Below are 18727 nucleotides of genomic sequence, written 5' to 3' on the forward strand. Positions count from 1 at the left end.
TCTTCACCTTCGATAAAGGGCATATGCGCTCATCTCCTTAAATACAGAGATTCGACAAAGGTCTTCCATTTTCATGCCCGAAAACGAGGATCTTTAATAATTGTTAGACAGACTGACGTACGGTGGTGTGAGAGCTCGGGGGCTAGCCGCCCCCTGCTACTCGATTTAACGAAAGGAGTATAAAATGCGCAAAAAAGTAATATTTATTTTGACTGGTTTAGCCGTGTTATTAATTGTGGTATGGACAGGAGCGACGTATTTCATGAAGTCTGCTAATCATGGCAGCGAGCTTGGAATCTATGATCCAGTCGCTGTAGTCAATGGAGAACCAATTGCCTATGGTGAGCTTCTGCATGATTTAAATGCGCAAAGAAGTTCTATTTATGATTATTTCAGAATCAAATATGGTGCCCTGGACAGCGAAGACTTTTGGACAACTGCGCATGGCGGAGAAACGCCAATAGAAATGATTAAAAAACAAGCATTGGAAAGAAGTGTGAAAAGAAAGATTCAGCAATTGATCGGGAAAAAGGCTGGCATTATCAATGACATTAGCTATCATACATTGCTGGATAATATGAAAAAAGAGAATGAAAGAAGGAAGGAGACAGTGAAGAATAAGGGGGTTATTTATGGGCCGATTACCTATGAGGAAGCTACCTATGTAGAAGAGAATATTCGCAATATCAGTACGGATTTAAAGGAAAAGTTAAAAAACGATTTTAAACTCACGGATCAGGATTATGAAGATTATTATGCAAGCAAGAAAGATGAGTTGTATAAATTGGAAGACCTTAAGACAGTAAGAGCCATCATGATAACTTTCACCAATAAAGCAGATAAGAAGAAAAAGCAGGATGATGCTGCTATAATTAAACTTGAGACAATCAAAAAAAGGATGGATGCCGGAGAATCATTTGACGAGATCTATGACGAATTGGTTCATAATAAGGACGAAACGGTAACCGCGGTGGAAAAAGTTTTAGGCGACTTTAAAACGAAAGAAGAGTTCATTAAAGGTCAAGATTGGCTGAAAGATATAGAAAACCTCCGTGTAGGTCAGGTATCTGACATTGTTGAAGATACCGATAGGATAGGTATTTATAAGTATATGGACAAACGCGAAAGGGACTATAAACCATTAAAGGAAGTAAAAGAAACGATGAAAAATGTTTTGAGGGATATCAAATATGAAGCATTTATTAATCAGTCGGTTAAGGAGGCTACGGTAGAAGTTATTGAAGAAAATGTGAATAAGGTTAGAATGAGATAAAAATTGCGTTTTCATGATAGACTAACATAGATAACATTCAGCCGAAGAGGGAAGGTTTATGTATCGAAAAACAGCACTCCGATTTAAGCTGAACCTGGGATTCGTTCTCATTATTGCCCCCTTGGTGCTCTTCTTATTCTACAACAACTTTATTGCCATGAAGGTAGTGCGTGAGGAAGTTTCGCAATCGACGAACGAATTCCTTTCACAGCACGTGAAGGAAATGGACCAATCCATGGAGGAAATCAGCAGCTATTTGCTTCGGCTGATCTCTTCGGATTCCACCTATTCGAATTTAACGGAGTTGGCTATCTATTCGCAAGACAGCGGCGAGTACTTCTTGACGAAACAAAGGATTCTAAACGAGTTTAATGATAACCTCAGCTTGTTCAATAAGGTTGAGACGTTTTTTGCCTATTCCGTCAGCAACGATGATTTCATCGTAAACGTGCTGCCGTATGAGAAAGTACAGAAACATACAAATATATTGCGGGCTTTTTTTGTGGATTCAGCAGCAAAGGTTCATCTTCAAAGGTGGCAGATTTTTCAAAAGGATGGCCACTCCTATCTGGTTCGTACTGTTCAGGCTACGCAGAACGTTTACGTTGGCGCGCTTATTCATGTGAATAACTTGTTGCCTCCGCTTTCGCTGGATATGAAAAATAACTATGAATCGGTACTCTTTGGTATGGACGGCACATCTTTGACGGCCGTTCCGGTTTCTATGGATAATATAAGTATGATTCGAAGTATGTTCAATAATAGGGGAAACAACTATCAGGTGTTTACGAATAAGACCAATGGTTTGAACTATTTGCTGGTCGACAAGCAGTTCCAATGGGCGCCGATCATGCTGGTTGCATCCATTCCGGAAAGGGAGTTATTGCAGAAGCTAGTCTATTTCCAGAAAGTCATTTTTATTATTCCGTTCGGCGGGATTGTCATTCTCTTGTTCTATTCTCTCTTTCTAAAGCAGGTGTTGTTGAAGCCGATGCATGAGCTCATTCGAGGGATGAGGCGAATTACTCAGGGGGATTGGAATGTGCAGCTAAAGGGGGACAAATCCAAAGAATTTACGTTCATGATTGATGCTTTTAACCATATGGTGTCGCAAATCCGACATTTGAAGATTAGCGTCTATGAGGAAATGATCAAGAAACAGGAAGCTGAGTTCAAACATCTGCAGACGCAAATTAATCCGCATTTCTATTTAAATTCGCTTAATATCATATACAGCTTGTCGGTGCTCAAAAAAAATGATCTTGTTCAGAAGATGACGGAGCATTTAGCAGACTACTTCCGCTTTATCACCCGGTCGCACCGGGAATCGATTCTCTTGTCGGAGGAGCTTGGACATATTCGTAATTATTTGGAAATCCAGCAGCTGCGATTTCCGGAAAAGTTGACTTTCTCTATTTTGCTTCCGGATCATTATGAGTCTTGCGGTGTGCTGCCTTTGATGATTCAACCGTTTGTTGAAAATGCGATCATCCACGGAATGGATAAAGGCAAGAAAGGGTTTCACATTAACATTATTGTTCAAGCTGACAAGGAGGATTCGACCTATTATGTTGTCTTGATCAGCGACAATGGTAAGGGCTTTCCGTCTGATAAGCTCAAGCAACTGCAAAGCGGTCAATCTGCGCTTGGCATCGGCGATCAAAGTCTCGGCATATGGAACGTGCAGAATCGATTGCGCATGAAATTCGGTGATAAAATTGACATTGAATTCTCCAATGGAACAGAGAACGGGGCTATCGTTCGTATGAGAATTCCAACCCAATTGGAATAAAGGGGAGCACCTATGTTTAACTTACTCGTAGTTGATGATGAAGTGTTTGCCGTACAAGCGATTTTGCAAGGCATTGATTGGACTGCACACGGATTCAACGGGGCTTATGGCGCGGGCGATGTGGATGAGGCCAAGGAGCTGCTGAGCAGGATTCCGATCGATATCCTCTTATGCGATATCGATATGCCTGGCAGCAATGGGTTGGAACTGGCCGAATGGTTGAATAAGATGTATCCATGGGTCGTGACCATCTTTCTGACAGGCCATGCCAATTTTACCTATGCCCAGCAGGCGATTCATGTGGGCAGCTTTGAATATCTGCTGAAGCCGGTTAAGCACGAGCAGCTGCTTCAGGTAGTCAATAGGGCGCTGGACCAAGTGAAGATCAATCGGGAAATGAGGGATTTTAACGAAACATATAAAACGAATTCAAAGCTGTGGATCGCGAAACGACCTGTACTGCATGAGCATTTCTGGCAGGATGTTTTATCGGAACGCATCTATCCTTCAACGCAGAACATAAGTGAGCTTCATGATTCCTACCAACTGCCGTTAATGAAAGATTCACGAATCTTGCTTATACTTCTGAGTGTAGAGCAGTGGCTCAAGGAGATCACGCAGCGTGATGAAGACATTATGGAATACGTGCTGCGCAATGCGGCGGCAGAACTATTCCTGCATAACTTCCAAGGAGCTGTCATTCAGGATCAAAATGGGTTTAATTTGATAGTGATGTATGTGCAAGGGGACAAAGCGCCTTCCCGGGAGGAATTGAGCGCGATCTGCCAAAAATATTTGGAAGCATGTTCACATTATTTTTTCTGCAGTCTCTCTTGTTATGTCGGCGAAGCAGTTCCCATTGATCAAATAACCCAGACGTACCATTTGCTGATCGAGATGGAGCATAACAACGTCACCCATACGAAGGTTATCCGTTTCCAGAAGGATGATCAGAGTCAGAATCTACCGCCGCTTTCGCAGAGGGTAACGTTACTAATCGAATGGTCGGAGTGGGCGGGTCTGTTGGAAATGGGCAAGAAGGAAGAACTGCTGAGCCGGATCGATGATATGTTCGCTGAGCTGGACAATAACACCGTTAATGCGGAAGCGCTTGAATCGCTGTACTACTCCCTTCTGCATCTGATCTATCACGTTGCGCACAAAAAAGGCTGGTCTGTTCAAGAACTGCTCGGTTCCAAAAGGGGGGCAGACCGGATAGAAGCCATTCGTTCGCTGGGTCATTTGAGGAAATGGGCGACCCGCATCATTGGGATGGCCATAGAATTTATACACAGCCACGAAAAGGAAAGCTCAGTCGTAATCGGAAAGGTCAAACAATATATCCGTGGACACCTGAAAGACGTGACTCGCATGGACATCGCCGCTTATGTTTATTTGAACTCCGCTTATTTGTCAAGGCTGTTCAAGAAGGAAACCGGCCAATCGCTCCTCGATTATATCATTCACGAGAAGATGGATCAGAGTAAAATCATGCTGACCGAGTCCAATATGAGAATAAACGATATTTGCGAATCGATCGGTTATGACAACGTATCCCACTTTGGAAAGATGTTCAAGAAGCAGGTAGGCATTTCACCTCAGGAATATCGAAAGCGTTACCAGCAGTTGACCTAGAAAGAATTGATAAACTCTTTGACTAAATGTCCAAAGGGTTTTTTTGTGTAAAAGTCATGGAAGAAAAATGTCACAAAAACGGCAAGTGAGTCACTTCAGTATATAGTCGGTGCTCGTATTACTTTCTATAATTAAGTAAAGAACATGAAACATAAACACTTTAGGGGAGGGAAGACATGCTGCAATCAAGATTTATCAAGAATTTGAAAAAAGACAAGATGCTGCTGCTATTGTTGCTTCCAGGAACTCTATACCTGATTGTAAACAATTACATTCCGATGTTCGGCATCATAATTGCCTTTAAAGACATTAACTATGCCAAAGGGATTCTGGGCAGCGATTGGGTTGGTTTCAAAAACTTCGAATTTTTGTTTCATAGCATCGATTCTTGGCTGATTACGAGAAACACCGTTCTCTACAATGCGGTATTCATTGTGCTGAATACAGTTGTCGCCATAGCATTTGCCGTAATGCTAAACGAAATGAAGAGGCGGTTTCTGGCGAAATTTTTTCAAAGTGTGATATTTCTTCCCTATTTCTTGTCCATGATTCTAGTGGGGTATCTCGGATATGCATTAATGAACGGCGAGTTTGGATATATCAATAAACATGTTCTTGTACCCCTGGGCTTTGATGCAGTGGATTTCTACAGTCGGCCTGATCTATGGATATATATTTTGCCGCTTGTCAACCTGTGGAAAAATGTCGGGTACCTAAGCGTCATCTTCCTGGCTGCCATCATCGGCATCGACAACGAATACTACGAGGCAGCTGTTATCGATGGAGCCAGCAAATGGCAGCAAGTCAAGTCGATCACCATTCCCTTGATTATGCCTGTCATCGTCATTTTGACGCTGCTGGCCATCGGCCGGATTTTTTACTCGGACTTCGGCTTGTTCTATCAGGTTCCTATGGATGCAGGAGCTCTTTATTCCACAACGAATGTCATAGACACTTATGTATACAGGGCGCTTTTAGAGATGGGCAATATTGGGATGTCGGCTGCTGCGGGGCTGTATCAGTCCTTTGTAGGACTCCTGCTTGTGCTGGGGGCAAACCTGTTAGTCCGGAAAATCAACAAAGAGAATGCGTTAATCTAATGTGAAGATGGGAGTGTCAACATGGAAACGGCTAAACAAGACAAGAAAGTCAGTTCAATGAATTCCATTTCGCCTGCTGCCAACTTGCTGATTATTTTATTTTTCATGATATACGCTTGCATTTGTTTGCTCCCAGTTCTGATCGTTCTGGCGGTTTCATTTACGGAGCAACGGACTGTCACGTTGGAAGGCTACAGCTTGTTTCCATCGAAATTCAGCTTGGATGCGTATCAGTACCTTTGGCGGAATGCAACGCAAATATTGAGGGCTTATGGAGTAACCGTCGTTGTTACAATAGTCGGAAGCCTAGCTGGATTGTTCATGACGGCATTGTATGCTTATCCCATTTCGCGCTCAAGCTTCTCCTTCCGGCATTTTTTTTCATTCTTTATCTTCTTCACCATGCTGTTCAACGGCGGTCTTGTGCCTTGGTATCTTGTTTATACAAACCTCTTCGATTTGAGGGAATCCATCTTAGCGCTCATTATACCGGGATTGTTGATGAATGCCTTTTTTGTCATCGTCATGAGGACCTTCTTTACAACGACCATACACCCTTCCATTATAGAATCGGCCAGCATAGACGGAGTAAGCGAGTTGGGTATTTTCTTCCGGATTGTGCTGCCGTTGTCGCTTCCGGTGCTGGGCACCATCGGGCTGTTCTATACACTCGGATATTGGAACGACTGGTTCAACAGCCTCGTTTTCGTTTCGAGAGAACCGGTAAGTTTGCAATATTTGATGTACAAGGTCATGAGGAGTTTGCAGTTCCTGACATCCGTTAATGGTTCTTCATTGGTCAAGGGAGACATCTCCAAGCTTCCGAATGAGACCGCACGTATGGCCATGGCGATACTAGGGATGGGTCCCATCGTGCTAGCCTACCCTTTCTTTCAGAAATATTTCGTGAAGGGTCTGACGATCGGCGCAGTTAAAGGTTAGGCTATATCCAGCAAAGCTGGTTTAGCATATATTACACATCTTATAGGGAGGCTCACAATGAAAAGTACAAGGAAGTTAATTGTATTGGCGCTCGTTATGATTATTTCCAGTTTCATGGGTTTATCAGCTTGTTCTAAAAAACAGGCACCAGAAGACACGGGCAACAATGCTAGTGCTAGTGCAGCTCCTGAAGAAACGAGTGCGCCGGAGCCAACACCGGAACCGCTTGAGCCGTACACGATTAAAATGTTTGTCCCCGGCGGCGCCGCACCAAAGGATCAGGCGTTGGTCAATGAGGAAGTCAGCAAGTATTTAAAAGACAAACTCAATGTTACGCTGGATATGGAGGTCATCGAATGGGGCAGCTGGCAGGACAAAATAAACTTGAAAATGGCTTCAGGCGAAGAATTCGATCTCGTATCGACCTTCTATTGGGACAACTATTTGACCAAGATTCAACAAGGATCGATCATCCCGCTGAACGATTTGATGGATAAATATGCGAAGGAAGCCGTAAGCATTATGCATCCAAGCCTGTTGAACGGAGGTCTCGTTGGTGGCAAAACCTACGGAATGCCGACCAATAAAGAGATGGCCAGCGCAGCAGGATTATTGTTCCGCAAGGATCTGGTGGACAAATACCAGTTCGACCTCAGCAAAGTGAAAACGCTTCAGGACTTGGAACCGATATATGAAGTGATTAAAAAGAATGAATCGGGTATCTATCCGCTCTTTGTCAATAAGGACTTGAATTTGCTCTCTAAAATCGCTGACAATTTGTACTTTACAGACCTAGGTGACGGAAAGGGTGCAGTTCTGGATCGCACGACCGAAGAACTCAAAGTCATTGATAAGTATCAGGACCCCCGAACGAAAGAAGTCATGGATTTGTCCCACAAGTGGTTCAAAGCCGGGTATATCAATAAAGATGCAGCGACGATTACGGATTTTCAGGGCCCTCTGAAAGCCGGTCAAGTGTTTAGCTATGTAGATCTGCTGAAGCCTGGCAAAGATGCCGAAGTTTCGGCTTCACTGGGCCAGGAATGGGTTCAGGTCATCATGACGAAGCCGATCGTTATGACAACCGATGCCCAAGGCGTGATGCTGTCCATCTCCAGAACTTCCAAAAATCCGGAGCGGGTCATGCAGTTCCTTAATCTTCTGTATACGGATAAAACATTAATCAACTTGATCGATTTTGGTATCGAAGGCAAGCATTATGTCAAAGTATCCGACAATATCATTGATTTCCCGGCCGGCATTGATGCGTCTACATCCGGTTACAATCCGGGCGCCGCTTGGTTGATGGGCAACCAATTCAACGCTTACCTCTGGAAGAACGAAGATCCGAACAAGTATGAGAACTTCAAAGTGTTTAACGATACCAGCGAGGCGTCGAAGTCACTGGGCTTCAGCTTCACTACGGATGCGGTCAAGAATGAAATTGGCGCATACGTTAACGTATTGCCGGAGTTCGAATATGGTTTGAATGTCGGCGCCCTGGATCCAAACGTTTATCTTCCGAAGCTGATTGACAAATTGAAAACCGTCGGCTCGGATAAAATTTTAGCCGAAAAACAAAAGCAGCTGGATGCTTGGGTTACAAGCAAATAACAAGTAATAGGATTCTTCAGTCAAGGGTCGCCTCGATAGAATCGTTATGCGGTACAAACGATTCTATCGACAAGCGACCTTTTCTCAAACCCCATGATGAACGGAGGAGTGCAGATAAAATGACAGATCAAATACTCGAATTTCGCAAATCAGATTTTATGCGTAGTCTGAAGCCTGTAGGTCGCATATTGGAGGATCCGGACTATAATGTATGGTGCTGCTCGCCGATATACGGACTTGATGGAAGGGTGCACGTGTTTTACTCACGCTGGCTGAACAAATACGATCACCTGGGATGGGTAGCCGCCTGCGAGGTCGCCCATGCGGTCGCCGACACCCCCGAAGGTCCTTATACTTTCGTTGACGTAGCCTTGCGAGGCAGAGGGGGAACGCATTGGGATTCGTGGTCTATCCATAATCCTACCGTATATCAGGTGGGCGATCGGTACGTCATGCTGTACATGGGCTCGAACGGTTCGGAGCTAGGGGTGACGCTGGAGCAGATAGGGCTGATGGAGCAAGAGGAATATTTGCCGTATTTTCATAAATTATTAAATTCCAAGCGCGTAGGAATGGCTGTCGCGGATAGCTTGGACGGGCCGTGGGCAAGGGTCGGAGCCGAGCCGATCATTGCTGTGGGAGCCGAGCCTTCATGGGACGATTTCTGCACGTCCAACCCAGCCTTTGCGGTGACACCGGAAGGAAAGTATAGAATTTACTACAAGGCATGGGATACGGCTACGGCGATGAAGTTTAACGGCAACCGGAAATACGGCTATGCCGAATCGGACAGCCTGACAGGACCTTATACCAAATTTGCGCATAACCCGGTTATCGATTTTTCGTCCTACGGCGAACAAATCCAGAGCGAAGATGCTTATGTATGGTATGAGGATGGACGTTATAAAGTAATCATGCGCGACATGGGTTTGTTTAACCACGAGTACGGCTTGTATATGGAGTCTGCGGATGGAATAGACTGGGGATTGGCTAGCATTGCGTATTTAGACGCGCCGAGTTATTTCGACGAGCCGATGCCCGATTTGGATCGTCAAGGAAGGCTGGAGCGTCCCCAGTTGCTTATGCGGGCCGACCGTCCGGACTACCTATTCTGCGCCTATCGGGGCGGCAAATATCGGACGTCCAGCGCGGTCGTGCTGAAAGTTGAACGTTGAAAGTCGGAGGAAGCATAACATGAAAAGGATAATCGATTTAAACGGCAAGTGGCAGATGAAAAACAAAAAGCATTCGGAATGGATCGAGGCGGTTGTACCGGGTTCAGTTTACAGCGATTTACTTCGTGCCGGTCAAATGAAGGACCCGTATTATCGGGATCATGAGGACAGCGCTCTTGCGTTATCGATGGAAGACTACGAGTATTTCAGACATTTTGATGTCGACGGAGAATTGCTGGCCTGCGATGAAGTTGTACTAAGCTGTAAAGGTCTGGATACCTTAGCTGAAATTCGGATTAACGGACAGACGGTTGCCCACACGAATAACATGCACCGCACCTACGAGTTTGACGTGAAAAAGCGGCTTCAAGAGGGCAGCAATACGATTCATTTCGTATTTTCTTCCCCGCTGAAATATATACAGCAGAAGCACAAAGAGGATCCGATTTGGAGTCCTGATCATGCTGTTGCCGGTTTCCCTCACCTTCGGAAAGGCCACTACATGTTCGGTTGGGATTGGGGACCGAAACTTCCTGACGCGGGAATTTGGCGAAACATCGGTATCCAAGGGAGCAAGACGGCCAAGTTAAAGGATGTACACCTAACGCAGCAGCATGAAGTCCATTCAGAGACGAGACTTGTTACGCTTTCGGTGAATGTTAACACAATTTGTTTCACCCAACAACCGGTTGAGGTGAACGTTAAGGTGACCGGACCGGAAGGCAGCGGCTTTGAAACGGAGCAGTGGTTAACGGGGATTAACGATCATGGTTTAATGGTGTTCCCAATCGAAAATCCGCAGTTATGGTGGCCTAATCTTTATGGCGAACAACCCTTGTACAAAGTTGAAGTAGTCTTGGACTATGAAGGCGATGTTCTTGATCGGCAAACCTATCGTATTGGCCTTCGCACGTTGACAGTGAAGAGAGAGAAAGATCAATGGGGAGAATCGTTTGAATTTGAAGTTAACGGAATTTCTATTTTTGCCCAGGGTGCGAACTACATTCCGGAAGATAATTTATTAAGCCGATGCAACGCCGAGCGTACGGAGAAGCTGCTCAAACAGTGCATGGACGCCAACTATAATTGTATCCGTGTTTGGGGCGGGGGCGTTTATCCGGAAGATTACTTTTATGATTTGTGCGACCGATATGGACTGATCGTTTGGCAGGATTTGATGTTTGCTTGCGGGATATATCGGATGACCGATGAATTTGCGGCAAATATCCGCCATGAGGCGATCGATAACGTGAAGCGCATTCGCCATCATGCCAGCTTGGGCTTGTGGTGCGGCAACAATGAAATGGAGTGGGGATGGGAAGAATGGGACATCCCGAAAACACCGCAGTTGCGTACTGATTATATTAAGCAGTTCGAAGTGTTGCTTCCTCAGGTGGTGAAAGAGTACGATCCGCAAACGTTCTACTGGGTTGCTTCTCCTTCAAGCGGGGGAAGCTTTGACAAGCCGAACGACGAACACCGCGGGGATGTACATTATTGGGAAGTATGGGGCCGATTAAAGCCGTTTACCGATTATCGGAAGTATTTCTTTCGTTTCTGTTCGGAGTTTGGTTTTCAATCTTTCCCCGGCATGAAGACGATTGAAAGTTTTACGCTTCCGGAAGACCGCAATATTTTCTCGTACATCATGGAGAAGCATCAGAAGGACGGTTCGGGGAACGGAAAAATTTTAACCTATTTGTCCGATCAATTTAAATATCCGAAAAGTTTAGAATTACTTGCTTATACCTCTCAAATTTTGCAAGCAGAGGCCATCAAATACGGGGTCGAGCATTGGAGGCGCAACCGCGGCCGCTGTATGGGATCGATCTATTGGCAGCTAAACGACTGTTGGCCGGCAGCGTCCTGGTCAAGCATCGATTCGTTCGGACGTTGGAAGGCTTTGCACTACTACGCAAGACGGTTTTACGCGCCGATATTGTTATCTGCCTGCGAGGAGGGGGCTCAGGTAAAGCTTCACTTGACCAATGATTCGCTTGGGCCGGCTTCAGGCATCATCGAATGGAAGCTGCGCGACCACAAATCCTCCGTCTTGAGAAGCGGTAAAGTGAAAGTATCGGTCGAGTCCCTTGGTGCGAAGCTCTGCACCTCTCTCGATTTCAGCGATGATATAACCGGGGACAATCAAAGAATAGTTTATTTGGAATATGAGTTTATGAAAGATGGTGAAATCGTCAGTAATAGCAGCCTCATATTTGCCAAACCGAAGCATTTCGACTACCTGGACCCCCAAATTGATTTTGAAGTTACTGAAACGCCGGATCGATTTGTTATCAAGCTGGAGAGCCGCCATTATGCAGGCTTTGTCGGGCTGGAGTTACAGAAAGCCGAATGCCGTTTCAGCGACAATTATTTCCACTTGTCAGCGGGAAGTCCGCGTGAAATTCAAGTTCTTAAAGATACGATTTCGGAGTCGTTAACCGTGGAACAGTTGAGAACACAGCTGCGAATTACAACCGCTTATGATATCGCATAGCAAGAGCATAAAGGAGACGCAGATATGGTAGAAAACATGACAAATGAAGCCGTCATCATCAACGGTCCGTTTTTTCACATTCAAGGCCAACGTAAGTTAATTTTGTCCGGGGAAACGCAATACTACAAGAACGATCCGCTTGAATGGGAGGAGCGGATCACCAAATCGAAGGCCGCGCTCCTGAATTGCGTCAGTACCTATGTTGTGTGGGGCTTGCATGAAAAGAAAAAAGGAACGTTCGATTTTGAAGGAAATCTGGATATCGTCAAGTTCGAGGAGTTGATCCGCCGCCACCATCTTTATAGCATTCTCAAGCCTAGCGGATACGTTTGCAATGAAGTTTCCGGCGGAGGCTTTCCGGGCTGGATCTGGTCGGAAAAGGTACGCACGCGGACGACCGATCCATTGTATATGGAATACTTGAACCGTTGGCTGGACACCGTTACCCCATTGTTAAATAACTGTCAAATTACCCACGGGGGCAGTGCGATCTTATGGCAGGTCGAGAATGAATTTGGGTGCGGCAATAAGCCGTATTTGATGGCTTTGGCGGATAAAGTCCGGCAACTCGGCATTCAGGTTCCGATCGTATTCAATAATCATGTTTACTACCCTGAAGAAGGGATTCTTGGGGCGTTCGATTATTACTTGGCTCCGTCCCCGGAATCGTTGAGGTCCGTTGTCCCCCATATGCACGATCATCGGCTTGCCAATCCGGGCAAGCCGATGTACAGCCAGGAATTTGAAGCCGGATGGTTCAATACGGCTTTCAGCACTGACGTAACGATAATGGGGTATCTGCCCCGAGTTTGGCTGGAGAGCTTGTCGAAATTGACATTTTTGCACGGATGCGCCGGAGTGAACTATTTCATGTTTTCCGGCGGAACGGACCCCGGGATGCAGCCGGCTAAATTATTCCCTAACCGTTATTTTAATGAAGCGCCCATCGAAGAGTGGGGTGAAATCGGAGAGTTATTCTATCGTTATAAAAACACCCATGCCCAATACCTTTCCTTCGAACAGATCCTGCTTCAGGACCCTGTGATCTGGAGCGACGAGGAAACAGCAGCCGTCCTGGAAGGCGTTCCATCATCGATTATTACGGTGATCAGAGGGCGGGAAGATCTCGCAGACGGGGTTCTTATCGGGTTCAGCAATGCATCGGAACAGACTTGCTCATTCACCTGGCGAAGTCCTTCCTTGCAAATCAGCGATGCTTTCGTCACCTTGCAACCATTGGAAACACGCATGTATCCGATACACATTCAGGCAGGTGAGGGACTGAAATTGATCCATTCGACCGCAGAGACGCTTTATCGGGATACGAAGCTGTGGGTCGTGTTCGATGACGAGGGCATCGAAAATCGGATGGTCTTTTCTATGGACGGTGCGCCCCAGACGTTTTCCTTTACTCATTCAGCAACGGATCAAGTGTTCCAGGCGCGTGATTTACGCATTCTCGTGATTTCCCGCGAACGGGCTTTGCGGACATGGTTTGGGCCGGAAAGAGAGAAAAGCCGGGACATTCTCGTATCCGATTTGTATTATGCGGATATGTCGTCTATGGATGAATTGGGACGTATACGAGTTGAGGCGGAAAACGGAAAGCGCCATTCGTTAACGTGGATTCGCGGCGAAGATGCATCCGTCCGTCAGTCGGAGTACGTTGCTCCCGATACTTCTGAATCCGTGCTGTCCGTCATCCCGATTACGGATTGGGACATTTGCTCGGATTGGGAAGGGCAAGCGCTAGGAAGGCCGCAACCGGATAGATCGGCCAGGTTCGGCGTACCTTTTGAGCGCATGGGCCATGTCGAATGCGGGTATGGGGTATACGACGGCGTATTTCATAGCTCTGAAGAGAACCGTACGCTGCTCATTCCCGAAGTGAATGATTTTTTCGATTTATATATCAACGGCGAATATGTCGTGTCCGGCCGACGTTCTATGCAGATGGAGCTTTCGAATGTAAAGATCGGGTTGAACCGCCTGACTTTGCGCTGCTTTTCCACAGGTATGGACAAAGATATGGCGATGGATCCCGCGTTAAGCGGCATGATGCTGCCTTTCTATACCGGTCTGCTTCACAGCGAGGAAATGGTGAGATGGGAACAGAAAATGTTGTTCGATGCAGAGGGTAAGGATCGGTTTTTCGCTCATCAAGACCAATTGCTTTCTTTCCACGACGATGGCTTTGCCAAGCAAATCGGACTCGATATGCATCGGATCTCCGGCGAATCGGAAGGTTGGAGCGCCTTTCATATCGAATCGAGCGGAGTCAAGCTGTCCGACGGCAACGTCGATTTCAGCGGTTCCGGCGAAGTGCTGAACCGCGCGGTTTTCTATGCGGATTCATCATTAGCGGGTTCTAAAGTGCTGTTGGAAATCCGGGACGCAGATCTGATATATTCGCTTTACGTGAATGGGGAACGAGTGGCGGCGATTTGGCAGGGGTGGAGCGTGTGGGGTTATGAAAATAGGCCTAAATATTTTGACATTACCCCTCTGGTTCGCTTCAACGAGTCCAATGAAGTGATGCTGCGATGTACGATCGGACCGCGCAAAGGAGGCGTCCGTCAACCGGCCAGTGTCTCCTATTATAAGGAAGCGATAGACGGAGATGCTGCATTTACTCCTCTGGAGAAAGGGATTCACGACGCGGTTTGCGGCAAGATCGGAACGTGGCGAAAGAGCTCCTTGCAATTCTTGGAGACAGGAGACCGCATGCTGCGGATCGTCAAGAGTAAATTCAATTACCGCGACGATGCTGCACTTGTCCGTCCCTTGTATCTCGAATTGAACCATGTTCATGACTTTACGTTGATTTATGTGAATGGAATGATGATCGGAAAATATTATCCCGGAGGCTATCAAAACAGGTTTTATCTATGGCGGTCATGGCTACGCGAGGGCGATAACGAGGTCTATCTCGTCGGGCAGTTCGCAAATTCCGGAGAAGCAGCTGTCATGGTAGGGTCTTACCATACGAAAGTAATAGATCAATTGGAATGTTTGTAAATGCGAATTGATGCCCACCAACATTATTGGAAAATCGAAAGAGGGGATTACAGATGGATCACGCCAGAATTGCCCGTTTTATATCGGGATTTTTTGCCGTCAGACTTGGAATCTCATTTGAATGCACACAACATGGAGGGGACTATCGTCGTACAAGCGGCGCCTACGCTCGAAGAAACCGAATATTTGCTGACTCTTGCGGAACGGTCGGATTCCATCCTTGGCGTCGTTGGCTGGCTGGACTTATTCGATGCCTCTCTTCGGGATCATTACGAACGGTTTCGCATGCATCGTAAATTCGTCGGATTCCGAATCATGATTCAGGATATGCCGGATGCGAGCAGTCTATTGGCTCCGCACTTCATGGAAGTGCTTAGTTCGTATGCCAATGAGGATATTCCGGTAGATTTGCTAGTTCTTTCGCATCAACTTGAGTCGTTAGTAAAGCTGCTCGAAGAAGTGCCGGGCTTGCGCGGCATCATCAACCATATTGCCAAGCCAAGGATAGCAGAAGGATTAATGGAGCCTTGGCTCAGCCATATGAAGGCTATTTCGAAGCACGCGAATATTTATTATTGCAAACTGTCGGGGATGGTGACTGAAGCGGATCATCAGGAGTGGGAACAAACCCATTTTACCGATTATATCCGTCAAGTTCTCGAGCTGTACGGCCCAGAGAATGTCTTATTCGGTAGCGATTGGCCCGTATGCCTGCTGGCTGCAAGCTATGACGAAGTTGTGGATGTGCTTGAGAAGTCTTTGCCAGAGTCTTGGAGTGAGTATGACCGCGAACGGTTATTCGGAGAAAACGCTAAGAAGTTCTACAAGTTATGAAAGCCCTAAATCGAACTTCCCTTAGCGAGGCCAATAAGAGTCGACTAGACGCCGTTTGCGACAGCCCGGTAACAGTTCTGCAAATCGGTGAAGGCAACTTCCTACGTGGTTTCTTCGATTGGATGATTCAGGAGTGCCGCAATCAAGGGACGGTAGCCTAGCGGTTACGCAGCCTCGGCCGTCAGGCAAGCCAAAGATCGAGGCTTTAGCCGGTCAGGATGGCTTATATACGTTAGTCACACGAGGAATGGAGAACGGGATTCGCGTGAAGCGCAAAAACATCATTTCTGTGTTCTCGCAGGCATTCGATCCTTATAAGGACTGGGCTAGATTAGTTGAACTTGCCGAAAGTCCGGATTTACGGTTTGTCGTATCGAACACGACAGAAGCCGGTCTCGTTTATTGTCCCGAGCCATTAGTAAAAGGAAACCCAATCTTGTCTTTCCCGGGGAAAATTGCTTATTTGCTATACAAGAGGTACTTGAAATTTAGCGGGGCCGCGGATCGGGACTGCTGCTTCTCCCCTGTGAACTGCTCGATAGGAATGGGGATACGCTTCGGAATGCTGTTCGTAAGTACGCAGAGGATTGGGAGCTGCCGGAGTCGTTCCAGGAGTGGGTGCTTCAACATAACCGCTTCCTTAATTCGCTTGTCGATCGGATCGTCACAGGGTATCCGGACAAGGAGCAGGCGGAGACTTGGTTCGAGGAATGGGGGTACAAGGACGAGCTGCTGAACACAGCGGAGCCTTATCATCTGTGAGCGATAGAAGCCGAACAGGAGCTTAATTCCATTCTTCCGTTCCAGAAAGCGGGGCTGAACGTTCTCTGGGTGTCAGACCTTAGCCTTATCAGCAGCGAAAGGTCCGCATTCTCAACGGAGCGCATACGCTGATGACTCCGCTGGGGCTGATTCATGGGGTTGATCACGCGCGAGAGCTGATGGAACACCCGTTATTAAGCGCTTATGTTAGTGAGGCGGTGACCGAGCATATTATTCCGACGTTACCCTATCCGGAAGACGAGATGCATACCAGAAGCTTCTCGCTTCCTTAGTCAACCATCCAAATGGGCGGGTGTGCTCATCGTGGGACTTGGGTGCGAGAACAACCAGATAGAGTCGTTCAGTGAAGTTATCGGGAAATTCGATCCGCGGCGGATCAAATTTATGAAGTCGCAGGAAGTGGAGGACGAACTCGAGGTCGGACTTTCGCTCATTGAGGAGCTAATTGAATATGCAGAGTCCATAGGGAGCCCATCTCCGTATCGAAACTGAAACTAGGATTGAAATACGGGGGTTCGGACGGCTTGTCGGGCATAACGGCGAATCCTCTCGTTGGTTCGGTATCCGATCGTTTGGTCGCATCCGGTGGCACAGCGATCCTAACCGAAGTTCCGGAAATGTTTGGCGCGGAGACGATTCTCCGGGCTGCTGACGAAGAGGTGTTCGGACAGATCGTATCGCTGATAAACGATTTCAAACATTATTTCATCCGGCACGATCAAGAGATTTACGAGAATCCTTCGCCGGGCAACAAGGACGGGGGAATCAGCACGTTAGAGGAGAAATCGCTTGGCTGCACCCAGAAGGGCGGACATGCAACCATAACTGACGTTGTTCCTTATGGCGAGAGAGTGCGTAAGTCAGGACTTAATCTGCTGGAAGCGCCAGATAATGATTTGGTATCGGTTACGGCGTTGTCTGGGCGCATATCGTATTGTTCACGACGGGAAGGGGGACACCGTTCGGAGGTCCTGTGCCTACGGTTAAGATCTCCACGAATAGCGAGCTTGCGCAGCGCAAGAAAAATTGGATCGACTTCGATGCGGGAAGGCTGCTAGAAGGTCAAAGCATGGATAAACTAACGGACGAGTTGTGGAACCGACTATTGGACCTGGCTTCGGGTGATGTACGGACAAACAACGAGACAAACGGGTTCCGCGAGATCGCTATTTTCAAAGACGGAGTGATTCTATAATGAACTATCGCAAGCTAGGCCAAACTGGGCTAGACGTATCCGTGCTTAGCTTCGGTGCATCCTCACTCGGATCGGTATTCCGGGAGACGAATGAAGCGGAAGCTATTCAAACGGTACATGTGGCCATCGATTCGGGCATCAATTACATCGATGTTTCTCCCTACTACGGATTAACGAAAGCTGAGTCAGTACTCGGTAAAGCGATCAAGGAGATTCCGCGAGAGAAGTTTCTTCTATCGACCAAAGCCGATGCGGCCTTCCGATGCAATTGTTCGAAAAGATACTCCCTCGCGTTCAGATGGACGTGATTATTTCTTACTGTCATTATTCGTTGAATGATACCGCACTTCTCGGGTTACTTCCTATGCTAGAAGAGAAGGGCATTGGACTCGTCAACGCTTCTCCTCTGTCGATGGGGCTGCTCAGCATGCGTAACATCCCTGAATGGCATCCCGCCAGCGCGGAATTGCAGGCGATTTGCAAACAAGCTGCCGAGTTGTGTGCAAGCAGGGGCTATGACATTGCCAAGCTGGCTGTCCAGTATTCGACTTCCAATCATCGGATTCCAACGACGCTCGTTAGCTCAGCCAATCCGGATAACATTCGCAATAACGCCGCGTGGACCCATGAAAGTGATTGGATAATCATGCTAAAATAGGTGCATTACGAGTAACTTAAATTTTCAAAGCCGTTTTATTTTCGGCAGGTGAAGGAGCGTCCGGACCGGACACATTCATATTGGGCACGTAACTATTAAGCCCCCTAATCAAGTTGGAGAGATAGCAGGGAAATAAGGTACAATCTTGATGAAGGGGGCGGGGATGATGAGACAACGGAACAATGCGTTCAAAGAGGTACGATATAAGGCA

The 18727-nt window shown here is 46.8% G+C and carries 12 protein-coding genes and 2 pseudogenes; all 14 read left to right on the forward strand.

Annotation, left to right across the window (positions count from 1 at the left end):
• Positions 1 to 184: 184 nt before the first annotated feature.
• Complete coding sequence (locus tag RB620_RS29715; RefSeq protein ID WP_308100734.1) at positions 185 to 1273, forward strand: peptidyl-prolyl cis-trans isomerase; 1089 nt, start codon at positions 185 to 187, stop codon at positions 1271 to 1273.
• A 340-nt stretch (positions 1274 to 1613) separates the two neighbouring features.
• Positions 1614 to 3065, forward strand: a complete 1452-nt coding sequence (locus tag RB620_RS29720) for a sensor histidine kinase (RefSeq protein ID WP_308100736.1) — start codon at positions 1614 to 1616, stop codon at positions 3063 to 3065.
• A 12-nt stretch (positions 3066 to 3077) separates the two neighbouring features.
• On the forward strand, positions 3078 to 4700 hold the full coding sequence (locus RB620_RS29725) for a response regulator transcription factor (RefSeq protein ID WP_308100738.1): 1623 nt from the start codon (positions 3078 to 3080) through the stop codon (positions 4698 to 4700).
• Between the two features lie 176 nt (positions 4701 to 4876).
• Positions 4877 to 5800 carry an ABC transporter permease gene (locus RB620_RS29730; protein ID WP_308100740.1) on the forward strand — a complete coding sequence of 308 codons (924 nt, stop codon included), beginning with the start codon at positions 4877 to 4879 and terminating at the stop codon, positions 5798 to 5800.
• Between the two features lie 21 nt (positions 5801 to 5821).
• Positions 5822 to 6742 carry a carbohydrate ABC transporter permease gene (locus tag RB620_RS29735; protein WP_308100742.1) on the forward strand — a complete coding sequence of 307 codons (921 nt, stop codon included), beginning with the start codon at positions 5822 to 5824 and terminating at the stop codon, positions 6740 to 6742.
• Positions 6743 to 6799: 57 nt separating this feature from the next.
• Positions 6800 to 8356 carry an ABC transporter substrate-binding protein gene (locus RB620_RS29740; RefSeq protein ID WP_308100744.1) on the forward strand — a complete coding sequence of 519 codons (1557 nt, stop codon included), beginning with the start codon at positions 6800 to 6802 and terminating at the stop codon, positions 8354 to 8356.
• Between the two features lie 119 nt (positions 8357 to 8475).
• Positions 8476 to 9531, forward strand: coding sequence for a glycoside hydrolase family protein (locus tag RB620_RS29745; protein WP_308100746.1), 1056 nt, complete (start codon positions 8476 to 8478; stop codon positions 9529 to 9531).
• 19 nt (positions 9532 to 9550) lie between these two features.
• A complete protein-coding gene (locus tag RB620_RS29750; RefSeq protein WP_308100747.1) occupies positions 9551 to 12028 on the forward strand; it encodes a beta-mannosidase in 2478 nt (825 codons plus the stop codon).
• 24 nt (positions 12029 to 12052) lie between these two features.
• Positions 12053 to 15046, forward strand: coding sequence for a beta-galactosidase (locus tag RB620_RS29755; RefSeq protein ID WP_308100749.1), 2994 nt, complete (start codon positions 12053 to 12055; stop codon positions 15044 to 15046).
• The gene (locus RB620_RS29760; RefSeq protein ID WP_308100752.1) at positions 15047 to 15880 is read left to right on the forward strand and encodes an amidohydrolase family protein; all 834 of its coding nucleotides are present in this window, start codon (positions 15047 to 15049) and stop codon (positions 15878 to 15880) included.
• Positions 15881 to 16411: 531 nt separating this feature from the next.
• Positions 16412 to 16642 carry a mannitol dehydrogenase family protein gene (locus tag RB620_RS30470; protein ID WP_374121479.1) on the forward strand — a complete coding sequence of 77 codons (231 nt, stop codon included), beginning with the start codon at positions 16412 to 16414 and terminating at the stop codon, positions 16640 to 16642.
• 131 nt (positions 16643 to 16773) lie between these two features.
• A complete protein-coding gene (locus RB620_RS29775; RefSeq protein ID WP_308100753.1) occupies positions 16774 to 16935 on the forward strand; it encodes a hypothetical protein in 162 nt (53 codons plus the stop codon).
• Positions 16914 to 17858 (forward strand): annotated as a pseudogene (locus RB620_RS29780) (UxaA family hydrolase); the annotation flags it as partial. The gene RB620_RS29775 and the pseudogene RB620_RS29780, both read left to right, overlap by 22 nt.
• A pseudogene (locus RB620_RS29785) lies at positions 17858 to 18489 on the forward strand (aldo/keto reductase); the annotation flags it as partial. The pseudogenes RB620_RS29780 and RB620_RS29785, both read left to right, overlap by 1 nt.
• Positions 18490 to 18727: the final 238 nt, after the last annotated feature.

The organism is Paenibacillus sp. LHD-117, from assembly GCF_030929555.1.
GTDB lineage: Bacteria > Bacillota > Bacilli > Paenibacillales > Paenibacillaceae > Pristimantibacillus.